Raw genomic sequence first — 25,711 nt, forward strand, 5'->3', positions numbered from 1 at the left:
GCGGGCCGTCGAGCTCGGGGGCGGTTAACCTCGGAGCGTGGCTTCCCAGGTCTGGCTCGTCCGGCACGGTGAGACCGAGTGGTCGGCGAGCGGTCGGCACACCTCGACCAGCGACATCCCGCTGACCGAGGCCGGCGAGGCCGCCGCCCGCGAGCTCGCGCCGCGGCTGGCCGCCGAGTCGTTCTCCCTCGTCCTGTGCTCACCTCGCGTGCGCGCGCGGCGCACGGCCGAGCTCGCCGGCTTCGCGGGTCCGGAGATCGACGACGACCTCGTCGAGTGGGACTACGGCGACTACGAGGGCATCACGACCGACGAGATCCGCGAGAGCGTCCCGGACTGGACGGTGTGGACGCACCCCTCGCCCGGCGGCGAGAGCGCCGAGCAGGTCTCGGCCCGCCTCGACCGGGTGGTCGCGCGCTGCCACGACGCCGACGGCGACGTCCTCCTGGTCGCGCACGGACACTGCCTGCGCGCCCTCACCGCCCGGTGGCTGGAGCTGCCGGTGACCGACGGGCGCCACTTCCGCCTCGACACCGGGCGGGTCTCGGTGCTCGGCTTCGAGAGGGAGACGCCCGTGGTGCTGAGGTGGAACTCGTGAGCCGCCCCGAGCGGCTCGAGGTCGGCTGCCCCCGCTGCCCGACCCCGGTCGGCGAGGTCGGCGACGGGCGCTGGTCGTGCCCCGACCACGGCGTCGTCCCGCCGCTGTGGCGGCCCCGGGAGGCGTCGTACGACGCGTTCGTCGAGCACCTCGGAGCGACCCCGCTGTTCCCGACGTACCTGCCCTGGCCGATGAGCCCGGGCTGGCGGGTCACCGACTTCGCCGCGGTCGGCACGGTCGGCGACGGCCGCGCCGCGATGACCTGCGTCTCCGGCACCAGCGCGCTCGACGGTCCGGTCGACGTGCTGGTCGTGCACGAGGAGCCCGGCACCGGCCTCGGTGCGCGCATCGCCGGCACCACCGCCGACGACCCCGGCGTCGAGCTGGGGGAGGGGCCCGCCACCGTGCGGGTGCGCATCGACTCGCAGAGCGTGCCTCTGTGGCCGGTCTCGACGAGCGCGAGCACGGGGGAGTGGGACCGCTCGGTCGTCGCCGGCGAGGCCCACGGCCGCTGGCTCTGGCTGGTGCTGCGGCCGGCCTCGGCGATGCTGCTGCTGCGCGACGAGTGGATCCTGCGCGACGTCTCGGGCCTCGGCCCGCCGCTGGTCGAGCTGCCCTTCGGGGGTCCGGCCCCCGCCTGGTGAGCCATCGCCGGCGGTGGTCGAGGAGGTCCGCCAGGACCGTCTCGAAACCACCCGACCGTCGGGTGGTTTCGAGACAGGACTTCGTCCTTCCTCAACCACCGGAGCAGCTGGTCGGTGCCGGACCCTAGGCTGCTGACCGTGCGCATCGACCTCCACACCCACACCCGGGTGAGCGACGGCACGCAGACGCCGACCGAGCTGGTCGAGGCTGCCGTCGCGTCGGGGCTCGACGTGCTGGGGCTGACCGACCACGACAGCGCCGGCGGCTGGGCCGAGGCGGAGCGGGCGGCGAGCCAGGCCGGGCTGACGCTCGTGCGCGGCATGGAGGTCAGCACCCGCCACACCAGCTCGTGGGGCAGCCGGGGCGTGCACCTGCTCGCCTACCTCCCCGACCCGACGTACGCCCCGCTCGACGCGCACCTGCAGCGCATCCTCGACGGGCGCAGCAGCCGGGTCCCGGCGATGCTCGAGCGGCTGCGCGGGCTCGGGATCGCCATCGACATCGCCGACGTGCGCCGCGCCAGCGACGGCACGGCCGCGACCGGGCGCCCCCACGTCGCCGACGCGCTCGTCGCCCTCGGGGTCTCGGGGGACCGCACCGAGGCGTTCGACCGCTACCTCAAGCCCGGCCGCCCGGCCTACGTCGAGCGCTACGCCGCCTCGCTCGTCGACACGATCCGTCTGGTCCGCGAGGCGGGCGGGGTGAGCGTGCTCGCCCACCCGTGGGGCCGCTACCCGTCCGAGAGCCTCGACCGGGGCTCGATCGCCGAGCTGGTCGAACTCGGGCTGGTGGGCCTCGAGGTCGACCACCAGGACCACCCGCCGGCCCAGCGGGAGCGGCTGCGCGCCATCGCCCGCGACCTGGACCTCGTCGTGACCGGCTCCAGCGACCACCACGGCACCGGCAAGCGCGACCACGAGCTCGGGGTCAACACCACGGCGCCGGAGGAGTACGAGCGCCTCGTCGAGCTGGCGGCCCGCTCCGCGGCGGAGTCCGGGCGCCCGGCTCCCGAGGTGCTCGCGCCCTGACTACCTGCGCCCGAGCGACTGCAGCCGGATCAGCAGCGAGGTCGGCACCAGGCGCGAGACCGTAGCGATCGCCTTGTACTGCAGGGACGGCACCGACAGCACCGCCCCGCGCTCGAAGTCGGCGAGGGCGTCGGCCACGAGACGATCGGCCTCGAGCCACATGAACTCCGGGGCCGAGTCGGCCTGCACGCCCATCCGCTCGTGGAACTCCGTGCGCACGAAGCCGGGGCACAGCGCCATCAGTCGGACGCCGCGGTCGGCGTACTCGTGGGCGGCCCACTCGGTGAAGCTGGTGACCCACGCCTTGGCCGCGCCGTAGGTGCCGCGGGGCAGGAACGCCGCCACGCTGGAGACGTTGATGACCCCGCCGGAGCCGCGCTCGACCATGGGGCCGAGTGCGGCGTGGCTGAGCCGCAGCACCGCGACGGTGAGGACCTCGAGCATCGCCGTCTCCTCGTCGGCGGAGTTGTCGAGGAAGCGGCCCTTGAGGCCGAAGCCGGCGTTGTTGACCAGCAGCTCCACCGGGCGCGCGTCCTCCGCGAGCCGCTGCTCCACCCGCGCCAGGTCGTCGCGGTCGGTCAGGTCGGCGACGAGCACCTCGACCTCGACGCCGTGGGTGGCCCGCAGCCGGGCCGCGAGCGCCTCGAGCCGGGCGCTGTCGCGGGCGACCAGGACGAGGTCGTCGCCCCGGGCGGCGAGCTGCTCGGCGAAGGCGAGGCCGATGCCGGCGGTGGGACCTGTGACGAGGGAGGTGGCCATGACCCGATTGTGTCGTCCCCGTGGCTGGGCGCCGCGTCGGGCATGATGGGCCCCGATGACCACGACCCTCGCGATCGCCAACCAGAAGGGCGGCGTCGCCAAGACGACCACGGTGGCCTCCCTGGGTGCGGCCCTGGCCGAGCTGGGCCACCGCGTGCTGCTCGTCGACCTCGATCCGCAGGCGTGCCTGACCTTCTCCCTCGGCATCGACCCCGAGGACCTCGAGCTGTCCGTGCACCAGGTGCTGACCCGCGGTCTGGCGCCGTCCGAGGCCATGGTGACCACAGAGGACGGCATGGACCTGCTGCCGGCCACGATCGAGCTGGCGCGCGCGGAGGCCGACCTCCTGATGCGCACCGGGCGCGAGCAGGTGCTGCGCGGGGTGCTCGAGGACCTCGACACCGACTACGACTGGGTGCTGCTCGACTGCCCGCCCTCGCTCGGCGTGCTCACGGTCGCCGCCCTCACCGCCGCCGACGGCGTGCTCATCCCGCTGCAGTGCGAGACCCTGTCGCACCGCGGGGTCGGGCAGCTGCTCGACACCGTCCACGACGTGCGCCGCTTCACCAACCGCGGGCTCGAGGTGTGGGGCGTGCTGCCGACGCTCTACGACGGGCGCACCAACCACGCGCGCACCGTCCTCGAGACGACCTCGGACACCTACGACCTGCAGGTCGTCGAGCCGCCGATCCCGAAGACGATCAAGTTCGCCGAGGCGCCGGCCGCCGGGCGCTCGATCCTGGCGACCAACCGCGGCAACAAGGGTGCCCAGGCCTACCGCGAGGTCGCCGTCGGCCTCGCCGCCCGTGCAGGCCGGGCCGCCCAGGGCGCATGAGCCGCCACCGCGCCGCCGCCTCCCGGCCCCTGTACGGCCGGATGGCGGTGCTCGGGACCTCGGCGAGCGTGACCGCGATCGCCGTCCTCGGCAGCCTCGGCGTGCTCCCGTCGGTGGCCACCGGGTCGTCGGAGGACGAGGACACCGACCGTGTCACCACCGTCGCCGGGGTGCCCACCTCGACGCCGTCCGCCGCCGCGCCGCCCGAGCCGGGCGTGGAGCAGGAGCTGGTGCAGGAGCTGGACGCCGTCGTCGAGCAGGCCGCGCCGAGCGGACCGCCGCCGGTGCCGGCGGGCTCCGGGGAGGGGCGCCGCGTGGTCTTCGACCAGAGCGACCAGCGGGTCTGGCTGGTGCGCGACGACGAGACCGTCGCCCGCACCTACCTCGTCTCGGGCAGCCTCACCGACAACCTGAGGCCCGGCACCTTCGAGGTGTTCTCCCGCTCTGCCCACGCCACGGGCATCGAGGACTCGGGCACGATGCGCTACTTCGTGCGGTTCACGCACGGCACGGGCGGCTCGGCCATCGGCTTCCACGACATCCCCGTCGACGACGGCGCCCAGGTGCAGACGACCGCCCAGCTCGGCACCCCGCAGTCGCACGGCTGCATCCGCCAGGCCCGCAAGGACGCCCTGGCCATGTGGGGCTTCGCCCCCGTCGGCACCCGGGTCGACGTCGTCGCCTGAGGGCGCCAACGGTGGTTGAGGAAGGACGAAGTCCTGTCTCGAAACCACCATCTGGTGAGGGTGGTTTCGAGACGGTCGCTAGCGCGACCTCCTCAACCAGCGGCGAGACGCGAGTCAGGCGGAGGCGGGAGCCTGGCCGTCGGAGGACGAGCCGGCGTCCGCACCGCCACCCGAGCCCCCCGAACGACGGCGACGGCGGCGGCGGTTGCGCGAGGGGCCGCTGCCCTCGCCGGCCGGCTGGTCGCCGGTCTCCGACGCGGCCGGGGACTCGGTCTCCGACGGGCCGGTCTCACCGGTCTCGGCGGCGGAGCCGCTGCGGGTGCGCGTGCGGCTGCGGTTGCGCGGGGCCCGCTCGGACCGCTCGCCCCGGTCGCCGCGGTCCTCACGCGGAGCGCGCTCGGCCGGCTTCTCGGGCACGATGCGGCCCTTGGTGCCCGGGGCGATGCCCTGGTCGTGGAAGAGGTGCTCGGAGGTCGAGTAGGTCTCGACGGGCTCGTCGAAGGGCAGGTCGAGCGCCTTGTTGATCATCTTCCAGCGGTGCAGGTCGGCCCAGTCGACGAAGGTGATCGCGATGCCCGAGGCGCCCGCGCGGCCGGTGCGGCCGATGCGGTGGACGTAGGTCTTGTCGTCCTCGGGGCAGGTGTAGTTGATGACGTGGGTGACGCCGCGCACGTCGATGCCGCGGGCCGCGACGTCGGTGCACACGAGCACCTGCAGCTTGTCCTCGCGGAACTTCGTCAGCGCCCGCTCGCGCGCCGCCTGCTGCATGTCCCCGTGCAGCGGGCTGGTCTTGAAGCCGCGCTCCTCGAGGTCGTCGGCCACGCGCTGGGCCTGACGCTTCGTGCGGGTGAAGACGATGATCTTGCCGGCGTCCTCGGCCTGCAGGACGCGGCCGATGATCTCGGTCTTGTCGAGGTCGTGGGCCTGGTAGATGAACTGCGCCGTGGCGGGCACGGTGGCGTTCTCGTAGGACGACTCCGCGCGGATGTTCATCGGGTGGCGCAGGTGGCGGCGGGCCAGGGCGACGATCGCCGAGGGCATCGTCGCCGAGAACAGCATCGTCTGGCGGGTCTCGGGGGTCTTCGAGAGCAGCTTCTCGACGTCGGGCAGGAAGCCGAGGTCGAGCATCTCGTCGGCCTCGTCGAGCACGACCGCGTGGACGTGCGAGAGGTCGAGGGCGCGCCGGTCGGCGAGGTCGATGAGGCGGCCGGGGGTGCCGACCACGATGTCGACGCCCTCGGCGAGCGCGTCGAGCTGGATGTCGTAGGACACCCCGCCGTAGATCGTCAGCACGCGCAGGCCGAGGTCGGCGCTGGCGAGGGTGAGGTCGCTGGAGACCTGCAGCGCGAGCTCGCGCGTCGGGGCGACGATCAGCGCCTGCGGCTTGCCCTGCGGGCGGTCGGCGTACGCCGGGTCGGTGGGCGCGATGCTGCGCTGCAGCACCGGGATGCCGAAGGCGAGGGTCTTGCCGGTGCCCGTGCGGGCCTGGCCGATGAGGTCGGTGCCCATCAGGGCGACCGAGAGGGTCATCTCCTGGATGGCGAAGGGGGTCGTGATGCCGGCGCGCTCGAGCGCGTCGCAGATGCCGGGGAGCACCCCGAGTTCGCGGAACGTGGTCAGGGTCTTGTCGCTTTCGTGTCAACGCCGGCCCGTCAGGGCCCGAACAGGGAGAGGAGTCAGTTCGGTGCGGCGGACTTCGCTGATCGACCTGCGCGTCTGCCGCGCACATACCGGGCCGTCTGTTGACGGCCTCTACCACCCTCATCGTATCGGTAGGGTGCCGACGTGGCTGCATCTGTGCCGGACCCGACCGCCGAACCTGACCCGGCCTTCCCCGAGGACCCGCTCTACCGCGAGGCCGTCGTCGACCTCCTCGGCGCGATCGCGTACGGCGAGATCTCGGCCTTCGAGCGGCTGGCCGAGGACGCGTCGTCCGCCCCCAGCCTCGAGGACAAGGTGGCGCTCGCGACGATGGCGAGCGCGGAGTTCGGCAAGGTCGCGGCGCTGCACACCCGGATCGCGGAGCTGGGCTCCGACCCGTTCGGGGCGATGGCGCCGTTCCGCAGCGCCATCGACTCCTTCCACGCCCACACGGCACCCGCCGACTGGTACGAGAGCCTCATCAAGGCCTTCGTCGGCGACGGCCTCGCCGACGACTTCTACCGCGAGATCGCGGCCTACCTCGACGCCGACACGCGCGACCTGGTGCTGGCCTCGCTCGAGGAGGAGACCCACGCGGCGTTCGTCGTCGACCGGGTCCGCTCGGGCATCCGGGCCGACCCGCGCCTCGGCGGCCGGCTCGCCCTGTGGGGACGCCGGCTGATGGGGGAGGCGCTCACCCAGGCCCAGCGCGTCGCCGCCGAGCGCGACGCGCTGTCGTCGCTGCTCGCCGGCGGCGTCGACCGGCCCGGGCTCGACCTCGCCGCGATCGGGCGCATGTTCGCCCGGATCACCGAGCGGCACGCCGCCCGGATGGAGGAGCTGGGGCTCGACAGCTGAGCCGAGCCCCCGCTGGTCAGCTGCGGAAGCCGACGGTGCCGGGGGTGCCGCCACCGATCTCGACGTAGGCGAGCTTGGCGGTCGGGACCACGACGGTGCGGCCCTTGCTGTCGGTGAGGGTCAGCACGCCGTCGCTCGAGCCGACGGCGTCGGCCACCAGCTTCTGGACGTCCTCGGCCGACTCGTTGACGTCGACGGTCAGCTCGCGCTGGACCTGCTGGACGCCGATCTTGACCTCCACGGTCACTCCTTCGTCTGGTTCATCTGGGTTGGTGCAGGGGGTGGTGCTCGGGACGGGAGAGGACGGCTCAGTCCGCGCGCGGGTAGCCGCGGATGCCGCGCCAGGCGAGGCCGCCGACGAGCGCTGCCGCGTCGGCGCGCTCGATGCCACCGGCCTCGGTGAGCCAGAACCGCGCGCTGACCTGCGCCATTCCCACGAGGGAGACGGCGAGCAGGCGCGACTGCTCGTCGGTCAGGCCGGTGTCCTCGTGGATGACCTCGGCGACCAGGGCCGCGGTCTCGCTGGTCACCCGCTCGACCTGCTCGCGCACGGCCGGCTCGTTGGTCAGGTCGGACTCGAAGACCAGGCGGAAGGCGCCGCTGTCGCTGCTGACGTAGTCGTAGAAGACGGCCATCGTGGCCTCGACCCGCTGGCGGTTGTCCTGGGTGGACTCCAGGGCCTTGCGGGTGCTGGCGATGATCGTGTCGCAGGAGGCGTCGAGCAGCGCGAGGTAGAGGTCGAGCTTGCCCGGGAAGTGCTGGTAGAGCACGGGCTTCGAGACCCCGGCGCGCTCGGCGATGTCGTCCATCGCGGCCGCGTGGTAGCCCTGGGCGGAGAAGACCTCGAGCGCCGAGGCGAGGAGCTGCGCGCGGCGTTCACGACGCGGCAGGCGACCGCCCCGCGGGCGCGCCGAGCCCACGCTCGTCTCGTACTGGCCGGTACTCACGCTCCGACCCTACAAGGCGCCGAGCACGGTGCGAGGTGCCCGGATGACGGGACGCGTCACCCCGGTCACCACCGGGTGGGGACGATGGAGGCGAGACCCGCGGGGAACACGTGACGCCTCCCGCGGTGTTGACCCCCGGAACACCCGAACGACCGTCCCACGAGGAGCACTCCGTGTCCGCAGACCTGGCCCCGCTGGTGGAGCCCGCCGACGAGCTGAGCATCGACGAGGTGCGTCGCTACAGCCGTCACCTGATCATCCCCGACGTCGGGATGGTGGGGCAGAAGCGGCTGAAGAACGCCAAGGTGCTCGTCATCGGCGCCGGCGGCCTCGGCAGCCCCGCGCTGCTCTACCTCGCCGCGGCCGGCGTCGGCACCCTCGGCATCGCAGAGTTCGACGAGGTCGACGAGTCCAACCTGCAGCGCCAGATCATCCACGGCCAGTCCGACATCGGGAAGTCCAAGGCCGTCTCGGCCAAGGAGTCGATCGCCGAGGCCAACCCCTACGTCGAGGTCGTCGTGCACGAGGAGCGCCTCGACAACGACAACGTCATGGACGTCTTCCGGGGCTACGACCTCATCGTCGACGGCACCGACAACTTCGCGACCCGCTACATGGTCAACGACGCGGCGTACTTCCTCGGCATCCCCTACGTCTGGGGCTCGATCTACCGCTTCGACGGTCAGGCCTCGGTCTTCGCGCCGACGCTCACCGACGACGCGCCGTGCTACCGCTGCCTCTACCCCGAGCCGCCGCCGCCGGGCATGGTCCCGAGCTGCGCCGAGGGCGGTGTGCTGGGCGTGCTGTGCGCCAGCATCGGCTCGATCCAGGTCAACGAGGCGATCAAGCTGATCACCGGCATGGGTGACCCCGCCGTCGGCGACCTGGTCATCTACGACGCGCTCGAGCTCAGCTGGCGCAAGCTGAAGGTGCGCAAGGACCCCAACTGCCGCCTGTGCGGTCCCGACGCCGACGTCACCGAGCTGATCGACTACGACGCCTTCTGCGGCGCCGTCTCCGAGGAGGCCGCCGACGCTGCGGTCGGCAGCACGATCTCGGTCGTGCAGCTCGAGCACATGCTCAAGGAGCGCGAGGAGGGCAGCCGCGACTTCGTGCTCGTCGACGTGCGCGAGCCCAACGAGTACGAGATCAACCGCATCCCCGGCTCGGTGCTGATCCCGAAGGGCGAGTTCCTCAACGGCTCCGCGCTGGAGAAGCTCCCCTCCGACAAGCAGATCGTCATGCACTGCAAGTCGGGCGTCCGCTCCGCCGAGACCCTGGCGATCGTCAAGGGCGCGGGCTACGCCGACGCCGTGCACGTCGGGGGCGGCGTCGCCGCCTGGGTCGACCAGATCGACCCCAGCCAGCCGGCGTACTGACGGCCCGCGGCGGTTACCGCACCGCCGCACACCACCGCAGAGCCCGACGAGGCCCCGACCGCTGCTACCGGTCGGGGCCTCGTCGTCTGTGTCTCGTGGTCTGCCAGTTTCACCGGGTACCCGGTGGAACTCACGCTGACCGGCTGAAACTTCAGCCGGTCAGCGTGAGTTCCGGCCGGGAAGTCACTCGCACCTGCCCGCAGGCGCCGTGCCGGGCAACTGACCGCACAGAAGTCACGCTTGCCGCACGAAACTTCGTGAGGGAAGCGCCAGTTTCACCGGGTACCCGGTGAAACTGGCGCGGGTGGGCGCGGACCCTCAGCCGGCGAGGTGGCCCCAGTCGGCGGCGAGGTCGGACCAGGGACCGACGGCGGCGACGCGCCCGTCGACGAGCACCACGACCCGGTCGGCTCGGGCCAGGGCGGCCTGCTTGGACGTGGCACCGAGGACCGTGGTGCCCCGCTCGCGCAGGGCCTCCCACAGCTCGACCTCGGTGGCCGCGTCGAGGGCCGAGGAGACGTCGTCGGCGAGCAGCAGCTCGGCGCCGGTCGCGAGGGCCCGGGCCAGGGCCAGGCGCTGCACCTGACCGCCGGAGAGGCGGACCCCGCGGTGGCCGACGAGCGACTGGATGCCGCCGGCCTCGCTGACGTCGTCGCGCAGGCGCGCGGCGGTGACCGCGCCCTCGACCGGGCGCTCGTGGCCGAGGTGGACGTTGTCGGCGAAGCTGCCCGAGAGCACCCGCGGCACCTGCGCCACGTGGGACACCTGACCCGGGCGGAGGAAGCGCTGGGCGTCCTCGACGGGCTCGTCGTTCCAGGTGATCTCGCCGGTGTGGTCGATCAGCCCCGCCAGGGCCGAGAGCAGGCTCGACTTGCCGGAGCCGACCTGGCCCAGCAGGAGGACCAGCTCGCCCGCCCGGAGCGTCAGGTCGACGTCGATCACGCCGCGGGTGCCGTCGTCGTGGACGGCGTCGAGGCCGCGCACCCGCAGGGTCTGCAGCGCGACCCGGCCGGGGGCGGACGGCTCCGGCGCGGTGCCGGCGACGAGGTCGACGTCGGGAGCGACGTCGACGAGGTCGGCGCCACCGGCCAGCCGGCTCGTGGCGACCTGCCAGGCGCGGGTGCCGGGGGCCTCGGTGATGATCGAGCCGGCGACGCGGCCGAACCAGTCGAAGCCGTTGACCGCGCTCACGACCAGCAGGGCGGTGGCCAGGCCCCAGCCGCCGGCGACGAGCACGCCCCACGCGGCGACGACGCCGAGCTGGACCATGACGATCGGGACGCCGTCGAGGACGGCCTGCACGCGGTGCTCGCGCACCGCGGCGTCGACGCGACCGCCGTCGACGACCTGCAGGTGACGGTGCACGTCGGGCGTGGCCGCGGCCAGCTTGACGGTGCGGGCGGACTCGAGCGCCGAGACCAGCGAGCGGCCGAACGTCGCCCGCGCCGCCGAGGACGCAGCAGCCGAGCGTCCGGCGATCGGGCGCCCCAGCGTCGAGGCCAGCGCGGAGCCGACCATCACGGCGAGCAGGACGCCGCCGGCCAGCAGGCTCTGCCCCACGAGGGCGGTGACCGCGACGATGAAGAGACCGTTGAGGAAGTCGACCCAGCGGTCGGCGTAGCGCGCGTAGCGGTCGGCGTCCATGCTGCGCGCGACGACCTCGCCGGGCGGTGTGCGGGCGAGGCGGTGCTGGCGGGTCTGGCCGATGAGCACCGCCATCCGGGTGCGGAGCATGACCGCGATCCACCACATCGGGTAGCGCCGGAACGCCTCGGCGAGGAACAGCGGCGCCGCGACGAGCACGAAGACCAGCGCGACCGTCAGTCCCACGGGTGTCTCGCCGCCCTGCAGGTCCTGCACGACGTGGCCCCACACCCAGCCGGTCAGCACGCCGTTGGCGCCGAGCGAGGCCGAGGCGAGGAACAGCACCGCTCCGACGACGCCCCAGCGCGGGTGGATCAGCAGGGCGTGGGTGATGCCGCGGGCGAGGCTGGGACCGTCGCCGGGCTCGGGGGCCTCGGGCGGGGGGCCCGTACGACGCGCGCCACCCACGACCAGCTCGGGGTCGGGCTCGTCGACCAGCTCGGGCTCGGGCTCGGCGAGGTCGGCGGGGGTGAGGTCGAGGCCGCCGGACTCGAGCAGGGCGCGGAACGGTCCGGGCTCGACCGCGAGCCGGGCGCGCGGGCCCTGCTGGGCCACCCGGCCGTGGTCGAGCACGGTGACGAGGTCGGCCCGGGCGACGGTCGAGAGGCGGTGGGCGACGAGGATGCCGGTGCGGCCCGAGAGCAGCCGGTCGGCCGCGCGGACGACGAGCGACTCGGTGAGCGGGTCCATCCGTGCGGTGGCCTCGTCGAGCACGACGACCTCGACGTCGCGCACCAGCAGCCGGGCGAAGGCCACGAGCTGCTCCTCCCCGGCGCTCAGCCGGGTGCCGCCGGGGCCCAGGGGGGTCTCGAGCCCGTCGGGCAGGCCTGCGACCCACTCGCGCAGGCCGAGCTCGTCGACGGCCGCCTCGATGCGGGCGCGGGGCAGGTCGGCGAAGAGGGTGATGTTCTCGGCGAGGGTGCCGGCGAGGATCTCGGTGCGCTGCGTGACGACGCCGACCGCGGCCCGCAGCTGCTGCAGGTCGAGGTCGAGGACGTCGACGCCGCCGAGGAACACCGTGCCGGGCTCGGGGTCGACCGCGCGCGAGACCAGGGAGGCGAGCGTCGACTTGCCCGAGCCGGTGCGCCCGACCAGCGCGCAGGTCTGTCCCGCGGGCACCAGCAGGTCGACGCCCTGCAGGGCGAAGGCGCCCTCGGCGTAGGAGAAGTGCAGGTCGCGGAACTCCAGGTCGACCCGTGGGCCGGGGACGGCCTCGCCGCCGACCGGCTCCGGCTCGATGTCGAGCATCTGCCGCAGCCGCAGGACCGCGCCCAGGCCGGCCTGGAGGTCGGGGAGCTGGCGCGCGACCTGGTCGAGCTGGCCGACGAACGTCGTCGTGACGAGGAAGAGGGTGACGAGCCGGCTGACGTCGAGGCTGCCAGCGGAGACCAGGAAGACCCCGGCCACGCCGATGGCGGCGAGCAGCGCGTGCAGCAGGACGCCGGCACGGCGGGTCACCTTCGCCTCGACGTCGACGACGCTGCGGAAGCGCTCGAAGATCTCGGCGGAGAGCCGGCTCAGGCGGCGTACGACGTGGGCCTGCCCCAGGCTGGTGCGCAGGTCGTCGCGACCGGCGACGCCCTCCTCGAGGGCGGCGGCGTGGTCGGTCCAGGCCATCTCCTCGAGCACCTTGCGGCGCGAGATCTCAGCGAGGTGGGGCCGGACCACGAGGAAGGTGGCGAGCCCGAAGAGCGGGAACAGCACCCACGCCGGCCACCAGGTGAGGCCGGCGACGACCCACATCGGACCGGTGAGGAAGACCGTGCGCACCAGGCCCCAGACCTGCTGGCGCAGCAGGGTGTTGACCTCGTGGGTGTCGTCGTCGACGCGGTCGAGGATCTCGCCGACGGCCTGCTCACCCAGCGAGCTGAGCGGCTGGTGGAGGGAGGCGTCGAGCAGGTCGGCCCGCAGCCGGCCCGCGGCCCGGTCGACGACCGCGGCCCACACGACCCGGCCTCCGGTGTCGAGCAGCGCGGCGCCGACGACGCACAGGGCGAGGACGGCGACGAGCCGCCCGGTCGGGGTCTCGGCGAGCCGGCCGGCGGCGACGGTGCCGAGCGCCTGCCCGATCGAGGCGACCAGCGCGAACGCCATCGCCAGCGCGGCCGCGGGCGTGCGCAGCCGACGCCAGTCGACCGATCGGGCGACGGCGCCGGCGGACGCGGCGTGCGGAGCGGGCTGGGAGGAGGGGGGAGCGGGGAGGAGGGAGGTGCCGGTCATCGCCTGCCGACGTTACGCCGCTCCACCGACACCCTTCGACTGGTTTTCGGCGAGCTCGGCCAGGCGGGCCAGGGCCTTGGGGAAGATCTCCGCAGGCGGGGTCACGAGGCCGGCGCCGACCTGTCCGACGCCGGCGACGCGACCGGCCATGCCGGTGTTGATCTGGGGCAGCACCGAGGTGCGGCAGACCTTGGCGACGTCGATGCCGGTGGGCGTGCCCTGGAACTCCAGGACGGGCACGGACCAGCGGGGGTTCTCGCCCAGGGTGATCTCGTGCATGCGCCGGGTCGTGGCGAGGGCGTCGGGCACGGAGCCGCCGACGAAGCGCACGATCGCCGGGGCGGTGGCCATCGCGAAGCCGCCGATGCCGGCGGTCTCGGTGATGGCCGAGTCGCCGATGTCGGGGTTGGCGTCCTCGGGGCCGTAGTCGCCGAGGAAGAGCCCGTCGGCGAGCTGCGCCGGCCCGGTGAACCACTCGTCGCCCGTGCCGGCGGTCTGGATGCCGAAGTCGGTGCCGTTGCGCGCCATCGCGACGACCATCGTGGACCCCTCCGTGCCGCGGGCCGCGTCGAGCGCGAGCTTGCAGGCGGGCATGGCGAGGTTGAGGAAGAAGTGGTCGTTGCCGCCGACGAAGCGCAGCGCCTGCGCGATGTCGCCGGGGTCGCCGGCGCCGACGAGCGCGGGGGAGAGGTCGCGCAGGAGCATCAGGGTGCCGGCGCGGTTGCGGTTGTGGGCCTCGTCGCCCATCTGCAGCATCTGGGTCAGGATGCCGGTCACGTCGACCGGGCCGGACTCGTCACGGACCGCGCGGACGGCGGTCTGCAGCAGCGGGCCGAGCACGTCCGACATCCACCGCAGCCGCTCGAGGACCTCGGGACCGTAGGCGCCGTAGCGCAGCACCTTGCCGAGCCCCTCGTTGAGCGAGCAGTAGGTGCGGCGTCCGGTGGCGGCGTCCTCCAGGACCCACATCCACATCGAGGGGGTGACCACGCCGGCCATCGGGCCGACGGCGGAGCGGTGGTGGCAGGGCTCGAGCGAGACCGAGGAGCCCGACTCGAAGAGCGCGACCGCGTCCTCGGGGTCGTCGACCAGCCCCTCGAGCGCAGCGCCGCCCATGAGCGCACCGCGCAGCGGGCCCGATGCGCGGTCCCAGGCGATCGGCGGCCCGGCGTGCAGGAACTCGCCCGCCTCCAGGCCGAGCGCCTCCGAGGCCGGCACGACGTCGACCAGGGTCGCGGTGACCTCGAGGACGGCCGCGAGCGCGCGCTCGTTGGCCGCGGCCCGCCGCGGGTCGCCCGCGACGGTCGCGAGGTCGGCCGCGGTGCCGGCCATCGGCGGCTGCCAGTCGACGCGGGTGACGTCGACAGCCTGGCCGGCGGCCGCGTCGGCGAGCAGGTCGGCGCCGACGTTCACGACGGACTCGACTGCGGTGGGAGCACTCATCGGGTGGCCTCCTGGACCAGCTCGACCGCGCGGCGTACGGCGCGCGCGTTGGACAGGTGGACCTCGGCGCCGGCGGCGGCCAGGGCGTCGACGGTGCGCTCGAGCCCCTGGGGGTCGGAGGCGGTGCCGACGACGGCGACGACGACGGGCTTGTCGACGCCCGCGAGCGCAGGGGCGAGCTGGGCGGCCGGGTCGGCCTCGGCGCCGTGGCCGAGCACGACGTCGAGCAGCAGCACGGCGGTGTCGGGGTCGGCCGCGGCCTGCGCGAGGTGCTCCAGGCGCAGGGTCGGGTCGATCATCGGGTGGGCGCGGCCGGTCGTGTAGGCGTCGTCGCCGAAGTCGGTGAAGGTGTGGTCGCCCTCCGCGGCGCCGCCCAGGAGCGAGGTCGCGAGCAGCTTCGCCTCGGAGGCGAGCGTGCCGCCGACGAACAGTCCCCTCAGGCGGTGACCTCCCGACGGGGCCGCGGTCGAGCCGGTCACCGGCCACTGCGGGACCTCGCGGCCGAGCCGGGCCAGGATCCGCTCGGCGGCCTCGGTCAGGTCGGGCTGCCCGGCGCCGAGCAGGGCGAGCTCGACGGGCGTCGAGAGCGAGGCGGCGTGCTGCTCGACGGCCGCGGCGACCTCGGGGGCGGGGGGCTTCGAGACGACCACGACCAGCTCGACGTCGTCGTCGGCGTCGAGGCGGTCGAGGGCGGTCAGCGTCGAGCGGCCGCCGACCTCTGCGGACAGGTCGCGCCCGCCGACGCCGAGCGCGTGGGTGACGCCGACCCCGGCGTGGTCGAGGAGGGCGAGGAGCTGCTGGCAACCGGTGCCGGAGGCCGCGACGAGACCGACGGGGCCGGGGGAGACGACGTTGGCGAAGCCGAGCCCGACACCGCCGAGGACCGCGGTGCCGCAGTCGGGACCCATGACGAGCCGGCCCCGCTCGGTGGCGAGCTCCTTGAGCCGCACCTCCTGGGCCACCGGCACGTTGTCGCTGAACACCAAGACGTCGCTGCCGGCCTCGACGGCGTCGACGGCCTCGACGAAGGCGTTCTCGCCGGGCACCGAGACGACGACGACCGAGCCGGGGGCCCGGCGCAGCGCGGCGGCTGTCGTCCGCGGCGGCGCGACCTCGCTGCTTCCGCCCTCGCGGCGGCGGGTGCTGTCGCGCAGGGCGGCGTCGACACCTGCGAGCACGTCGTCCAGTGATCCGCCCTCGTCGAGACGGACGGCGACGACCATGTCGTTGGTGGTCGCCTCCTCGGGCACCTCGAAGCCCATGCCGAGCAGGACCTCGACGTTGAGCGGGGTGGCCATCGCGACCTGGGCGGCGCTGACGCCGGGCAGGCCCTGCACGGTCCGGCTGACCTGCAGGAGGGTCACGGAGTCGGCGTAGGCGCCGCGCCGGAGCTCGACGTGGGTGGTCATGCTGCTCCTCGGTGGTGGGGGGCTGAGGCAGGGGCTGAGGCAGGGGCTGAGGCAGGGGCTGAGGCAGGGGCGAGCGAGGCCAGGGCGAGGCGGGCGCCCTCGAGCAGCCCCCGCCCCGAGCTGTGGCCGATGGCGGCCAGGTCACGGGTGCGGTCGGCCGCGTCGGGGGTGCCGAGTGCACGGACCCACGCGGCGAACGCCGGCACGACCTCGCCGTGCACCGCGCAGTCGAGCAGCGCGGCCGACAGGGCCGTGGTGCGCTGGGCGGCGGCGCGGACCCGGGCGTCGACCTCGGGGGTCGCCACGCCGGCGGCGCGGTGCACCGCGAGCCAGCCGCACAGCACGTCGTCGTCGTACGGCGTCAGGCCGTCGCCGCGCCCGACCATCGCCTCGACGTCGGGAGCGGGCGCTGGGCGGGCCGGGAGCTCGAGCGGCAGGCGGAGGCGGGGGACCGAGGGGTCCTCGCGGCGACCGACGACGACGGGGACGTCGTCGAGGTGCAGCACGCCGCGGGCGACCCGGGCCGAGGAGACCGGCGGGAGCGTGTCGAGGCGGGTGTGCAGGGCGCACGGGACCCGGACGGCGCGGCGCCCGACCACGCCCACGCAGCCGCCTGGCTCGCCGGGGCGGTCGTGGAGCGCGACGTAGACCGCGTCGGGGCCGCGGTGGAGCACCGGCACGGCGCCGTCGGGTGCCGTGCTCAGGACCGCCGCCACGCGGGGGGGAGCGCTGGCGGGGATCACCCCGAGGACGCTAGCGGCCGGGTCTAGGGTTTGCCGATGTGCACATCTGCCAACGACTCACCGTGAGGGGGCCAGAACTTGCCGAAGCTGGATGAGGCGCAGGCCATCGCCGCGCTGGCCCGCATCGACGCCCTCCACACCGGGCTCACCCAGATCGCGCTCGAGGGCGGCGACCTGAGCGGCATCGCCGCCGAGGTCGGCCGGGTGCTCGAGGTGGGGGTGGCGTTCACCTCGACCGACGGTCGCGAGCGGGCCGGCGCGCTCGACGAGGCGACGCGCTCCGCGCTGTCGCTGAGCGACCTGCTCGACCCCACCGGCCGGCTGCGCACCGAGCGGATGGGCGGCGGCGCCCCGGTGGTGCCCGACGGCGAGGCCCGTGCGCTGCGGGTGGCGGCCGGTGGCGCCGACCTGGCCCGCCTCGTCTGCGTGCGCACCGACGGTCCGCTCACCGACGACGACGTGCACGCCCTCGAGCGCGCGGCCGCGGTCGCCGCGCTGCTCATCACCCGCCAGGAGGCGGTGACGGCGGTCGAGAACAAGTACCAGGGCGACTTCCTGCGCGACCTGCTGCTGCGCCGCAGCGCGGACCCGGCGTACGTCGCCGAGCACGCCGAGACCTTCGGCTGGGACCTCGACCGCCCCCTGGTCGTGGTGGCCGCCGAGATCGACCCCGGCCGCGACGAGCCCGCCTCCAGCCTGGAGCGGCGTCAGTGGCAGGAGCGGTTCTCCGCCGCGTGGCGCCAGGTGAGCGCGACCCTGGGCGAGGGCATCGCCTCGGTCGACTTCTCCTCCGAGGTCGTGACCCTGCTGCCGGTCGCCCCGACCGACCTCGAGCCGCACCCGGGCCACGACCTCGTCCACCGCGCCGTCGTGGCGATCGCCGGCGACCGCGGCGGGGGGCGGCGGCCGTTCTCCGTCGGGGTCAGCCGGGTCGCCCGGTCGGTGGCCGAGCTGCCGGAGGCCTACGCCCAGGCCCGGCGGGCGCTCGAGGTGGGCTACCGCGTGAGCGGCACCGGCTCGGCGACGTTCTTCGACCAGCTGGGGCTGCACCGGCTGATCGCGCTGATCCCCGACGAGCGCGAGCTGCGGGCCTTCGTGCGCGACGTGCTCGGCCCGCTGTCCGAGTCGACCAAGGAGGCGGCGCAGCTGCGCGAGACGCTGCAGGTGCTGCTCGACACCAACTTCAACCTCGCCGAGGCCGCTCGGGTGCAGTTCTTCCACTACAACACGATCCGCTACCGCCTCTCGAAGCTCGAGCGGCTCCTCGGCCCGCTGTCGGACGACCCGCACCTGCGCCTCAACGTTGCCGTCGCGTTGCGTGTGTATGACCTCGCCAACACATGACACCGGGACCGGGCGTGCTTCGGCAGGTGTTGCTATGTAGGACGTGAGCCAGTTCTCACTAGGTTGAGCACTCTCGTGTCGCGGCACCGTGCCGCCCGCCCGAAGGGTGCATCCATGTCAATGTTCAAGTGGGACGTCGTCGACCCGGCTCCCGGCGAGGCCGTAGCGCCGCACCAGCGGCTGCCGTGGGGCAAGACGATCGGCCTCGGAGCCCAGCACGTCGTCGCGATGTTCGGTGCGACGTTCGTCTTCCCGCTGGTGATGGGGCTCGACGCCAACCTCGCCATCATGTTCTCGGGCATCTGCACGATCCTGTTCCTGCTGGTCTGCAACAACAAGGTGCCGAGCTACCTCGGCACCAGCGCGTCGTTCGTGGCCGCCGTCGCGGCGATCCGGGCCCAGGGCGGCGACTCCGCCGACGTCACCGGCGCGATCCTGGTCGCGGGCCTCGTGCTGCTCGCCATCGGCGTCGTCGTGCACTTCGCCGGCGCGGGCCTGATCCACACCCTGCTGCCCCCGGCCGTCACCGGCGCCGTGGTCATGCTCATCGGCTTCAATCTCGCCCCGGTCGTCGCCGGCGTCTACTGGCCCCAGGACCAGTGGGTCGCGCTGCTGACCGCGGCGTTCCTCGTCGCGGCCTCCGTGCTGCTGCCGGGCTTCTTCTCGCGCATCGCGGTGGCCCTCGCGCTGGTCTTCGGCTACCTGATCTCGTGGCTCTTCGACGGGATCTTCGGCCCCATCACCTCCGTGCTCGGCGGGGCCACCGAGGCCACGTCGCACGACCGCGTCAGCTGGGCCGGCGTCGAGGCCGCCAACTGGATCGGGCTCCCGAGCGGCACCCTGGCCGACGGCGTCAGCGTCGTGCACGGCCCGAGCTTCTCCCTCAGCTTCATCCTGCTCGTGCTGCCCGGCGTCATCGCCCTGCTCGCCGAGAACACCGGTCACGTCAAGGCCGTCGCCGAGATGACCGGCGACAACCTCGACCCCTACATGGGCCGAGCCATCGGCGCCGACGGTGCCGCCACCGCGCTCGCCTCGCTGTTCGGCGGCTCGCCGACCACGACGTACGCCGAGAACATCGGCGTCATGAGCGCCACCAAGGTCTACTCGACCGCGGCCTACTACGTCGCCGCGATCGTCGCGATCCTGCTCGGCCTCTGCCCCAAGTTCGGCGCGATCGTCAACGCGACGCCGGGTGGGGTCCTGGGCGGCATCACAGTGGTGCTGTACGGGATGATCGGTCTGGTGGGCGCCAAGATCTGGGTCGAGAACCGCGTCGACTTCGGCAACCCCGTCAACATGGTCGGCCTCGCCGCCGGCATCATCGCGGGCATCGGCGGCGTGACCCTGAAGATCACCGACGACTTCGAGCTCGGCGGCATCGCCCTCGGCACGATCCTCGTCATCGTCTTCTTCCACATGGTCAACGTGCGCAACCGCACCAGCGACCCGCGCGACCCGTCCGGGCGGGTGACCAGAGCGCTGTGAAGCCTGCACCGTTCGGCTACCTCCGGCCCGGGACGCTCGCCGAGGCGGTCGCGGCCCTGGCCGGGGACCCCGGCGCCAAGGTGCTCGCCGGTGGTCAGAGCCTGGTCCCGCTGCTCAACATGCGGCTCGCGGCCCCGACCACCCTGATCGACCTCAACGCACTGCCCGGCCTCGACGACGTCACCGTCGACGAGGCCGGGGTGCGGGTCGGGGCGCTCGCCCGCCACGCGGCGGTGCTCGCCTCGGTCGAGGCCCGACGCGTGCAGCCGCTGGTCGCGATGGCGCTCTCGAACGTCGCGCACCCCACCATCCGCAACCGCGGCACCACCGTCGGCTCGCTCGTGCACGCCGACGCCGCCGCCGAGATGCCGGTCGTGCTCGTGCTCACCGGCGGCTCGCTCGAGGTCGAGGGACCCGCGGGCCGGCGTACGGTCGCGGCGAGCGAGCTGTTCGTCGGGCCGCTCGAGACCTCGCTGCACCACGACGAGATCGCCGTCTCGGCGCACTTCCCGGCCTTGGCGCCGGGCGCCGGCGCGGCGTTCGAGGAGATCGCGCGCCGCCACGGCGACTACGCCCTCGTCGGTGCCGGCGCGATCGTCGACGGCGACTCCGTGCGCGTCGGCTTCCTGTCCGTCAGCGACCTGCCGACCGTCGTCGACCTCAGCGGAGTGGCCGAGGCCGACCTCGGCGAGGCGGCGCTCGCCGAGCTCGAGCCCGGCGACGACATCCACGCCAGCGCGGACTACCGCGCCCAGCTCGTCCGCGTCCTCACGCCCCGCGTCGTCGCCGCGGCCCGTGAGCACGCCGCACACCGACTCGGGAGGACACGTGGCTGAGGAGCTGCACCAGATCAGGCTTACCGTCAACGGCACGGCGCACGACCTGCGGGTGCCGGCGCGGCGCCTGCTCTCCGACGCGCTGCGCCACGACCTCGCGCTCACCGGCACCCACGTCGGCTGCGAGCACGGCGTGTGCGGCGCCTGCACGGTGCTGCTCGACGGCGAGCCCGTGCGCGCCTGCCTGGTCTTCGCCGTCTCGGTGCAGGGCCAGGAGGTCACCACCGTCGAGGGGCTGACCCGCCCCGACGGCGCGCTCGGTCCGGTGCAGCAGGCCTTTGCCGAGTGCCACGGCCTGCAGTGCGGCTTCTGCACCCCCGGCTTCCTCACCACGATCACCGCGGGCATCCGCGACAACCCCGAGCCCACGCACGAGGAGGCCCGCGAGATGATCGCCGGCAACCTCTGCCGGTGCACGGGCTACCAGAACATCGTCAAGGCCGTCGAGCGCGCCGCTGTGCTGGCGCGCGAGGGCGGTCCCTCCGAGGGTGGTTTCGAGACAGGACTTCGTCCTTCCTCAACCACCGGGGACGCCTCGGTGGTTGAGGAGGTTGCGCAGCAACCGTCTCGAAACCACGGTGACGACGTGGTGGACCGCGAGGACGACGCCGCGACGACGGGGCTGGGCGCATGACCACCAAGCTGATGGGCCAGCCGGTCCAGCGGGTCGAGGACCAGCGCTTCCTGCGCGGTCAGGGCCGCTACACCGACGACGTGCTGACCACCCCCGGCGACGACGCGGTGCTGCACGCCGCCGTGCTGCGCTCGCCGCACGCCCACGCGCGCATCGTCGACATCGACGTGAGCGAGGTCCTCGACGTCGAGGGCGTCCACGCGGTGTGGACCTACGAGGACCTCGAAGGGCTCTCGCCCGCGATGGCCGCGCCGCTGCCGCTGCTCATCCCGCACCCGGCGCTGAGCCACGGCCGCACGCAGTACGCCCTGGCCAAGGACGAGGTCAACTACGTCGGCGAGGCCGTCGCGCTCGTCGTCGCCGACGACCGCTACGTCGCCGAGGACGCCGTCGGCCTGATCCGCGTCGACTACGACATCCTCCCCGCCGTCGTCGGCGTCGAGGCCGCCCGCGAGGCGCGCCACCTGGTCCACGACGACGTGCCCGGCAACCGCGGCGCCCGGCTCGTGCAGGAGGTCGGCGACGCCCCCGCAGCCGTCGCCGCCGCCCCGCACCGGCTCGAGCTCGACCTCACCATCGAGCGCAGCGCCTGCATGCCGCTCGAGGGACGCGGCACCGTCGCGCGCTGGGACCCCGACACCGACCGGCTCCAGCTGTGGACCTCGACGCAGTCCTCCACCGGAGTGCGCGCGGCCGTCGCGGTCAAGCTCGGGCTCGCGCTCGGCCAGGTCGACGTCATCACCCCCGACGTGGGCGGCGGCTTCGGCGTCAAGATCGTCCACCCCTGGCCCGAGGAGCTGCTGGTCCCGCTGGCCGCCCGCGCCCTGGGCCGGCCGGTGAAGTTCACCGAGGACCGCCGCGAGCACTTCATCTCCTCCGCGCACGAGCGCGGCCAGGTGCAGCACGTCGAGGTCGGCTTCGACGACGAGGGTCGCGTGCTCGGCCTCGACGTGGAGTTCTGGCACGACCACGGCGCCTACACGCCCTACGGCCTGATCGTCCCGATCATCACCTCGACCCAGCTGCTCGGGCCCTACAAGCCCGGCGCCTACCGGGTGGCGTTCGAGTCGCTCTACACCAACACCGTCATCGTCACGCCCTACCGCGGCGCCGGGCGCCCGCAGGGCTGCTTCGCCATGGAGCGCACGATGGACGCGATCGCCGACTACCTCGGCAAGGACCGCACCGAGGTGCGCGCCGCCAACTTCATCCAGCCCGACGAGTTCCCCTACGACCACCAGATGGTCTTCCAGGACGGCCGGCCGCTGGTCTACGACTCCGGTGACTACCCCGCCATGCTGGAGAAGCTCAAGGCGCTGGTCGGCTGGGACGAGTTCCCGGCGTTCCAGGCCGAGATGGCGGCCGAGGGGCGCCAGGTCGGCATCGGCCTCGGGTGCTACGTCGAGGGCACCGGCGTCGGTCCCTACGAAGGCGCCCACGTGCACGTCGAGACCTCCGGCAAGGTCAAGGTCGCCATCGGCCTCACCACCCAGGGCCAGGGCCACCAGACGGTCTTCGCGCAGCTCGTCGCCGACGAGCTCGGCGTGAAGTTCGAGGACGTCGAGGTCGTCGCCGGCGACACCCGCCGGATGCCGTACGCCGTCGGCACCTTCGCCTCCCGGGCCGCGGTGATGAGCGGCTCGGCCGTGCACCTCGCGGCCAAGCGGGCCAAGGAGAAGGTGCTGCGCATCGCCGCCGACGCGCTCGAGGCCGACGAGGCCGACCTGCAGATCGTCGACGGGGTCGTGTCGGTCAAGGGTGCGCCCCCCGATGCAGTAGGCGCCTCGATCGACCTCGGGACCGTCTCGGTGCTGTCCAACCCGCTGCGCTACGCCTTCGACGAGGCGTCCAAGGCCGCCACGCAGTTCTCCGTCGGCGACCCCGGCAAGCCGCCGGTCGCCGAGGACGACGAGCCCGGCCTGGAGGGCAAGGACTTCTACTCGCCCGACCGGGCGACGTTCGCGTCCGGGATGCACGCCGTGATCGTGGAGACCGACCCGCAGACCGCGGAGATCACGATCCTGAAGTACGCCGTCGTCCACGACTGCGGCACGGTCATCAACCCGATGATCGTCGAGGGCCAGATCCACGGGGGAGTGGCGCAGGGGATCGGCGGCTCGCTCTACGAGCGGATGGCCTACGACTCCTCCGGGCAGCTGCTCAACGCCTCGTTCATGGACTTCCTCATGCCCTACGTCACCGAGGTCCCCGACGGCATCGCCATCGACCACCTCGAGACCCCCTCACCGCTCAACCCCCTCGGCATCAAGGGCGCCGGCGAGGCCGGGGTCATCCCGACCGCCGCGGCGTTCGCCGGCGCGATCGAGGACGCGGAGCGCCGTACGCGCACCGAGGCCTCGATCACCGCGATGCCCATCTCCCCTTCCGAGCTCTACGCCCTGCGACAGACCCCCCGACAGGAACAGTCCTGATGAAGATCTCCGGCTCCAACACCGTGCCCTACCCCGTCGACCAAGTCTGGGACGCGCTCCTCGACCCCCGGGTGCTCGTCGCGACGATCCCCGGCTGCGAGAAGCTCGAGACCACCGGCGAGCACGCCTACGCCATGACCGTCACCGCCGGCGTCGCCTCGATCAAGGGCACCTACAACGGCAGCTGCTCGCTCGGTGATCTGAAGGAGCGCGAGTCGCTCGTCATGAAGCTGAGCGGCGCCGGCGCGCCCGGCACCGTCGACGCGACCGTCGACGTGTCGTTCAGCGACCTCGGCGCCGAGGGCACCCAGATCTCCTACGAGGCCGACGCGACCGTCGGCGGCATGGTCGGCGGCGTCGGCCAGCGAATGCTCACTAGCGTCTCGAAGCGGATGGCCTCGGAGTTCTTCTCCAACGTCGCCCGCCAGATCGGCTCCCCGGCCGCGCCGAGCAACAGCAGCGCCGGCTCGCAGCTCAGCTCGACCGCGACCGGGCCGGTCGCGGCCGGAGCCGGCGCGGGGGAGACGAGCGGGACGCCGTCCGGTGCGTCCGCCGGCGGTGCCCAGACGTTCACGCCGCCCGCGCGCGCCGCGTCGGGCGCGGGCGTCGGCTCGGCCGACGACTTCGTCAAGGGCGTCGCCGTCGGCGCCGGTCTGGTGCTGCTCGGCGTCCTCGCGGGCTCGCTCGCGAGCCGTCGTCGATGAGCGCCCACGCCGCTGACGTCACCGTCGACTCCACCGCGCGCGAGCAGGCGGCCGCGGTCCGCACCGGGGACATCTCGGCGCGCGAGCTGCTCGACCTGCACCTGACCCGGATCGCCGAGCGCAACCCCGAGCTCAACGCGGTCGTCTCGCTCGACGAGGAGCGGGCCCGGGAGGGCGCACACGCGGCCGACGAGGCGCTCGCCCACGGCGACGAGGTCGGGCCGCTGCACGGGCTGCCGTTCGCGTTCAAGGACACGCACGCGGTCGCGGGCTGGCGCACGACGTTCGGCTCCCCGCTCTTCGCCGACCACGTGCCCGACGCCGACGAGCTGCTCGTCGAGCGGGTGCGCCGGGCCGGCGTCGTGGTGATGGGCAAGACCAACGTGCCGGAGTTCGCGTCGGGCTCGCACACCTTCAACCCCGTCTTCGGCACGACCCTCAACCCGCACGACCCGACCCGGTCCGCGGGCGGGTCGAGCGGGGGAGCGGCGTGCGCGCTCGCCAGCGGGATGGTGCCGCTCGCCGACGGCTCCGACATGGGCGGCTCGCTGCGCAACCCCGCGTCGTTCTGCGGGGTCGTGGGGTTGCGCCCGAGCCTGGGCCGGGTGCCGGAGTGGCCGCTCTACAACCAGTGGGAGACGACCTCGGTCGGCGGCCCGATGGCCCGCAACGTCGGCGACCTCGCGCTGCTGCTCTCGGTCATGGCCGGCCCGGACCCGCGGGCCCCGCAGGCGCTCGGCGACCCGGGCTCGACTTTCGCGCCGCCCGTGCGCGGCTCGCTCGCCGGGCTGCGCGTCGCCGTCAGCCCCGACCTCGGCGGGCTGCTCGAGGTGGACCACGAGGTGGCGGCCGTCGTCGAGTCGAGCCGGTCCGTCCTCGCCTCGCTCGGCGCGCAGGTGTCGGCCGACGTGCCCGACCTCGCCGAGGCCGACGACACCTTCCGCACCCTGCGGGCCTGGCACCTGCAGGCCAAGCTGGGGACCCGGCTCGCCGAGCACCGGGCGTCGTTCAAGCGCTCGCTCGCCGACAACATCGACCTCGGCGCCACGCTCAGCGGCGCCGACGTGGCGCGGGCCTACACCCAGCGCACGACGCTCTCGGAGCGGATGCGGCTGTGGTTCCTGGACCACGACCTGCTCGTGCTGCCGGTCTCCCAGGTGCCGCCGTTCCCGGCGGACCAGGAGTTCCCGCACGAGATCAACGGCGCCCCGATGAAGACCTACCTCGACTGGATGTGTGCGGCCTACCTCATCACCGTCACCGGCTGTCCCGCGATCTCGGTGCCCTTCGGCACCACCCGTGACGGCCTCCCCGTCGGCGTCCAGCTCGTCGCCGCCCACGGGCGCGACCGGTTCCTGCTCGAGGCGGCCGCAGCGCTCGAGGCGCGCTGAGCCGGAGACGCCAGGGGCGCACGCCGGTGGTCTCGACGAGGGTCGGC

General features: G+C 73.7%; 22 protein-coding genes. 14 read left to right on the top strand and 8 right to left on the bottom strand.

Going from position 1 to position 25,711, the window contains the following annotated elements; translation table 11 throughout:
- Window positions 1–37 precede the first annotated feature (37 nt).
- The 3 genes from GRQ65_RS08740 (at window position 38) to GRQ65_RS08750 (ending at window position 2,271) form a co-directional block, all read left to right on the top strand.
- A complete protein-coding gene (locus tag GRQ65_RS08740; protein ID WP_160877241.1) occupies window positions 38–598 on the top strand; it encodes a histidine phosphatase family protein in 561 nt (186 codons plus the stop codon).
- Window positions 595–1,242, top strand: coding sequence for a DUF6758 family protein (locus GRQ65_RS08745; RefSeq protein WP_337191580.1), 648 nt, complete (start codon window positions 595–597; stop codon window positions 1,240–1,242). The genes GRQ65_RS08740 and GRQ65_RS08745 overlap by 4 nt, the downstream gene beginning before the upstream one ends.
- A 138-nt stretch (window positions 1,243–1,380) precedes the next feature.
- Window positions 1,381–2,271 (top strand): PHP domain-containing protein, encoded by an 891-nt coding sequence (locus tag GRQ65_RS08750; protein WP_160877243.1) that lies wholly within the window; start codon window positions 1,381–1,383, stop codon window positions 2,269–2,271.
- On the opposite strand, the gene GRQ65_RS08755 is transcribed toward GRQ65_RS08750, so the two are convergent.
- Window positions 2,272–3,030, bottom strand: coding sequence for an SDR family NAD(P)-dependent oxidoreductase (locus GRQ65_RS08755; RefSeq protein ID WP_160877245.1), 759 nt, complete (start codon window positions 3,028–3,030; stop codon window positions 2,272–2,274).
- A gap of 55 nt (window positions 3,031–3,085) precedes the next feature.
- On the opposite strand from GRQ65_RS08755, the gene GRQ65_RS08760 reads away from it, so the two are divergent.
- The gene (locus GRQ65_RS08760; protein ID WP_160877247.1) at window positions 3,086–3,865 is read left to right on the top strand and encodes a ParA family protein; all 780 of its coding nucleotides are present in this window, start codon (window positions 3,086–3,088) and stop codon (window positions 3,863–3,865) included.
- A complete protein-coding gene (locus tag GRQ65_RS08765) occupies window positions 3,862–4,551 on the top strand; it encodes a L,D-transpeptidase (protein WP_160877249.1) in 690 nt (229 codons plus the stop codon). The genes GRQ65_RS08760 and GRQ65_RS08765 overlap by 4 nt, the downstream gene beginning before the upstream one ends.
- 114 nt (window positions 4,552–4,665) lie before the next feature.
- Here the strand turns inward: GRQ65_RS08765 and GRQ65_RS08770 are convergent, their stop codons facing one another.
- Window positions 4,666–6,081: a DEAD/DEAH box helicase gene (locus GRQ65_RS08770; protein ID WP_439331853.1), complete on the bottom strand. Its 1,416-nt coding sequence runs from the start codon at window positions 6,079–6,081 to the stop codon at window positions 4,666–4,668.
- 255 nt (window positions 6,082–6,336) lie between these two features.
- On the opposite strand from GRQ65_RS08770, the gene GRQ65_RS08775 reads away from it, so the two are divergent.
- Window positions 6,337–7,050, top strand: coding sequence for a ferritin-like fold-containing protein (locus GRQ65_RS08775; protein WP_160877253.1), 714 nt, complete (start codon window positions 6,337–6,339; stop codon window positions 7,048–7,050).
- A gap of 16 nt (window positions 7,051–7,066) precedes the next feature.
- Here GRQ65_RS08775 and GRQ65_RS08780 read toward each other — a convergent pair whose 3' ends face one another.
- Complete coding sequence (locus tag GRQ65_RS08780) at window positions 7,067–7,291, bottom strand: DUF3107 family protein (protein ID WP_160877255.1); 225 nt, start codon at window positions 7,289–7,291, stop codon at window positions 7,067–7,069.
- A gap of 67 nt (window positions 7,292–7,358) precedes the next feature.
- On the bottom strand, window positions 7,359–7,997 hold the full coding sequence (locus tag GRQ65_RS08785) for a TetR/AcrR family transcriptional regulator (protein ID WP_337191581.1): 639 nt from the start codon (window positions 7,995–7,997) through the stop codon (window positions 7,359–7,361).
- A 173-nt stretch (window positions 7,998–8,170) separates the two neighbouring features.
- Here GRQ65_RS08785 and moeZ point away from each other — a divergent pair, with 173 nt between their 5' ends.
- Window positions 8,171–9,376 carry an adenylyltransferase/sulfurtransferase MoeZ gene (moeZ, locus tag GRQ65_RS08790; protein WP_337191582.1) on the top strand — a complete coding sequence of 402 codons (1,206 nt, stop codon included), beginning with the start codon at window positions 8,171–8,173 and terminating at the stop codon, window positions 9,374–9,376.
- 318 nt (window positions 9,377–9,694) lie between these two features.
- On the opposite strand, the gene GRQ65_RS08795 is transcribed toward moeZ, so the two are convergent.
- Genes GRQ65_RS08795 through GRQ65_RS23940 form a run of 4 tightly spaced genes read right to left on the bottom strand, consistent with a single transcriptional unit; the run spans window position 9,695 to window position 16,835 of the window.
- Window positions 9,695–13,240: an ATP-binding cassette domain-containing protein gene (locus GRQ65_RS08795; RefSeq protein ID WP_160877257.1), complete on the bottom strand. Its 3,546-nt coding sequence runs from the start codon at window positions 13,238–13,240 to the stop codon at window positions 9,695–9,697.
- A 12-nt stretch (window positions 13,241–13,252) separates the two neighbouring features.
- The gene (locus tag GRQ65_RS08800; RefSeq protein ID WP_160877259.1) at window positions 13,253–14,683 is read right to left on the bottom strand and encodes a YlbE family protein; all 1,431 of its coding nucleotides are present in this window, start codon (window positions 14,681–14,683) and stop codon (window positions 13,253–13,255) included.
- Complete coding sequence (locus GRQ65_RS08805) at window positions 14,680–16,092, bottom strand: AllF/FdrA family protein (RefSeq protein WP_160877261.1); 1,413 nt, start codon at window positions 16,090–16,092, stop codon at window positions 14,680–14,682. Before GRQ65_RS08805 ends, GRQ65_RS08800 begins: the two co-directional genes overlap by 4 nt.
- A complete protein-coding gene (locus GRQ65_RS23940; protein ID WP_160877263.1) occupies window positions 16,089–16,835 on the bottom strand; it encodes an oxamate carbamoyltransferase subunit AllH family protein in 747 nt (248 codons plus the stop codon). Before GRQ65_RS23940 ends, GRQ65_RS08805 begins: the two co-directional genes overlap by 4 nt.
- A gap of 78 nt (window positions 16,836–16,913) precedes the next feature.
- Between GRQ65_RS23940 and GRQ65_RS08815 the strand changes: the two genes are divergently transcribed.
- The 7 genes from GRQ65_RS08815 to GRQ65_RS08845 all read left to right on the top strand — a co-directional run bounded on the left by GRQ65_RS08815 (window position 16,914) and on the right by GRQ65_RS08845 (window position 25,664).
- Complete coding sequence (locus GRQ65_RS08815; RefSeq protein ID WP_160877265.1) at window positions 16,914–18,179, top strand: PucR family transcriptional regulator; 1,266 nt, start codon at window positions 16,914–16,916, stop codon at window positions 18,177–18,179.
- Between the two features lie 114 nt (window positions 18,180–18,293).
- Window positions 18,294–19,667, top strand: a complete 1,374-nt coding sequence (locus tag GRQ65_RS08820) for a uracil-xanthine permease family protein (protein WP_202387794.1) — start codon at window positions 18,294–18,296, stop codon at window positions 19,665–19,667.
- Window positions 19,664–20,503, top strand: coding sequence for an FAD binding domain-containing protein (locus GRQ65_RS08825; RefSeq protein WP_160877267.1), 840 nt, complete (start codon window positions 19,664–19,666; stop codon window positions 20,501–20,503). The genes GRQ65_RS08820 and GRQ65_RS08825 overlap by 4 nt, the downstream gene beginning before the upstream one ends.
- Complete coding sequence (locus GRQ65_RS08830) at window positions 20,496–21,137, top strand: 2Fe-2S iron-sulfur cluster-binding protein (RefSeq protein WP_160877269.1); 642 nt, start codon at window positions 20,496–20,498, stop codon at window positions 21,135–21,137. The genes GRQ65_RS08825 and GRQ65_RS08830 overlap by 8 nt, the downstream gene beginning before the upstream one ends.
- Entirely contained in the window at window positions 21,134–23,569 is a 2,436-nt protein-coding gene (cutA, locus tag GRQ65_RS08835) for an aerobic carbon-monoxide dehydrogenase large subunit (RefSeq protein WP_160877271.1), read from the top strand. Before GRQ65_RS08830 ends, cutA begins: the two co-directional genes overlap by 4 nt.
- The gene (locus GRQ65_RS08840; protein WP_160877273.1) at window positions 23,569–24,273 is read left to right on the top strand and encodes an SRPBCC family protein; all 705 of its coding nucleotides are present in this window, start codon (window positions 23,569–23,571) and stop codon (window positions 24,271–24,273) included. Before cutA ends, GRQ65_RS08840 begins: the two co-directional genes overlap by 1 nt.
- Entirely contained in the window at window positions 24,270–25,664 is a 1,395-nt protein-coding gene (locus tag GRQ65_RS08845; RefSeq protein WP_160877275.1) for an amidase, read from the top strand. The genes GRQ65_RS08840 and GRQ65_RS08845 overlap by 4 nt, the downstream gene beginning before the upstream one ends.
- Window positions 25,665–25,711: the final 47 nt, after the last annotated feature.

The sequence above is a fragment of the Nocardioides flavescens genome, assembly GCF_009823805.1.
In the GTDB taxonomy this organism is placed as follows: Bacteria; Actinomycetota; Actinomycetes; order Propionibacteriales; family Nocardioidaceae; genus Nocardioides; species Nocardioides flavescens.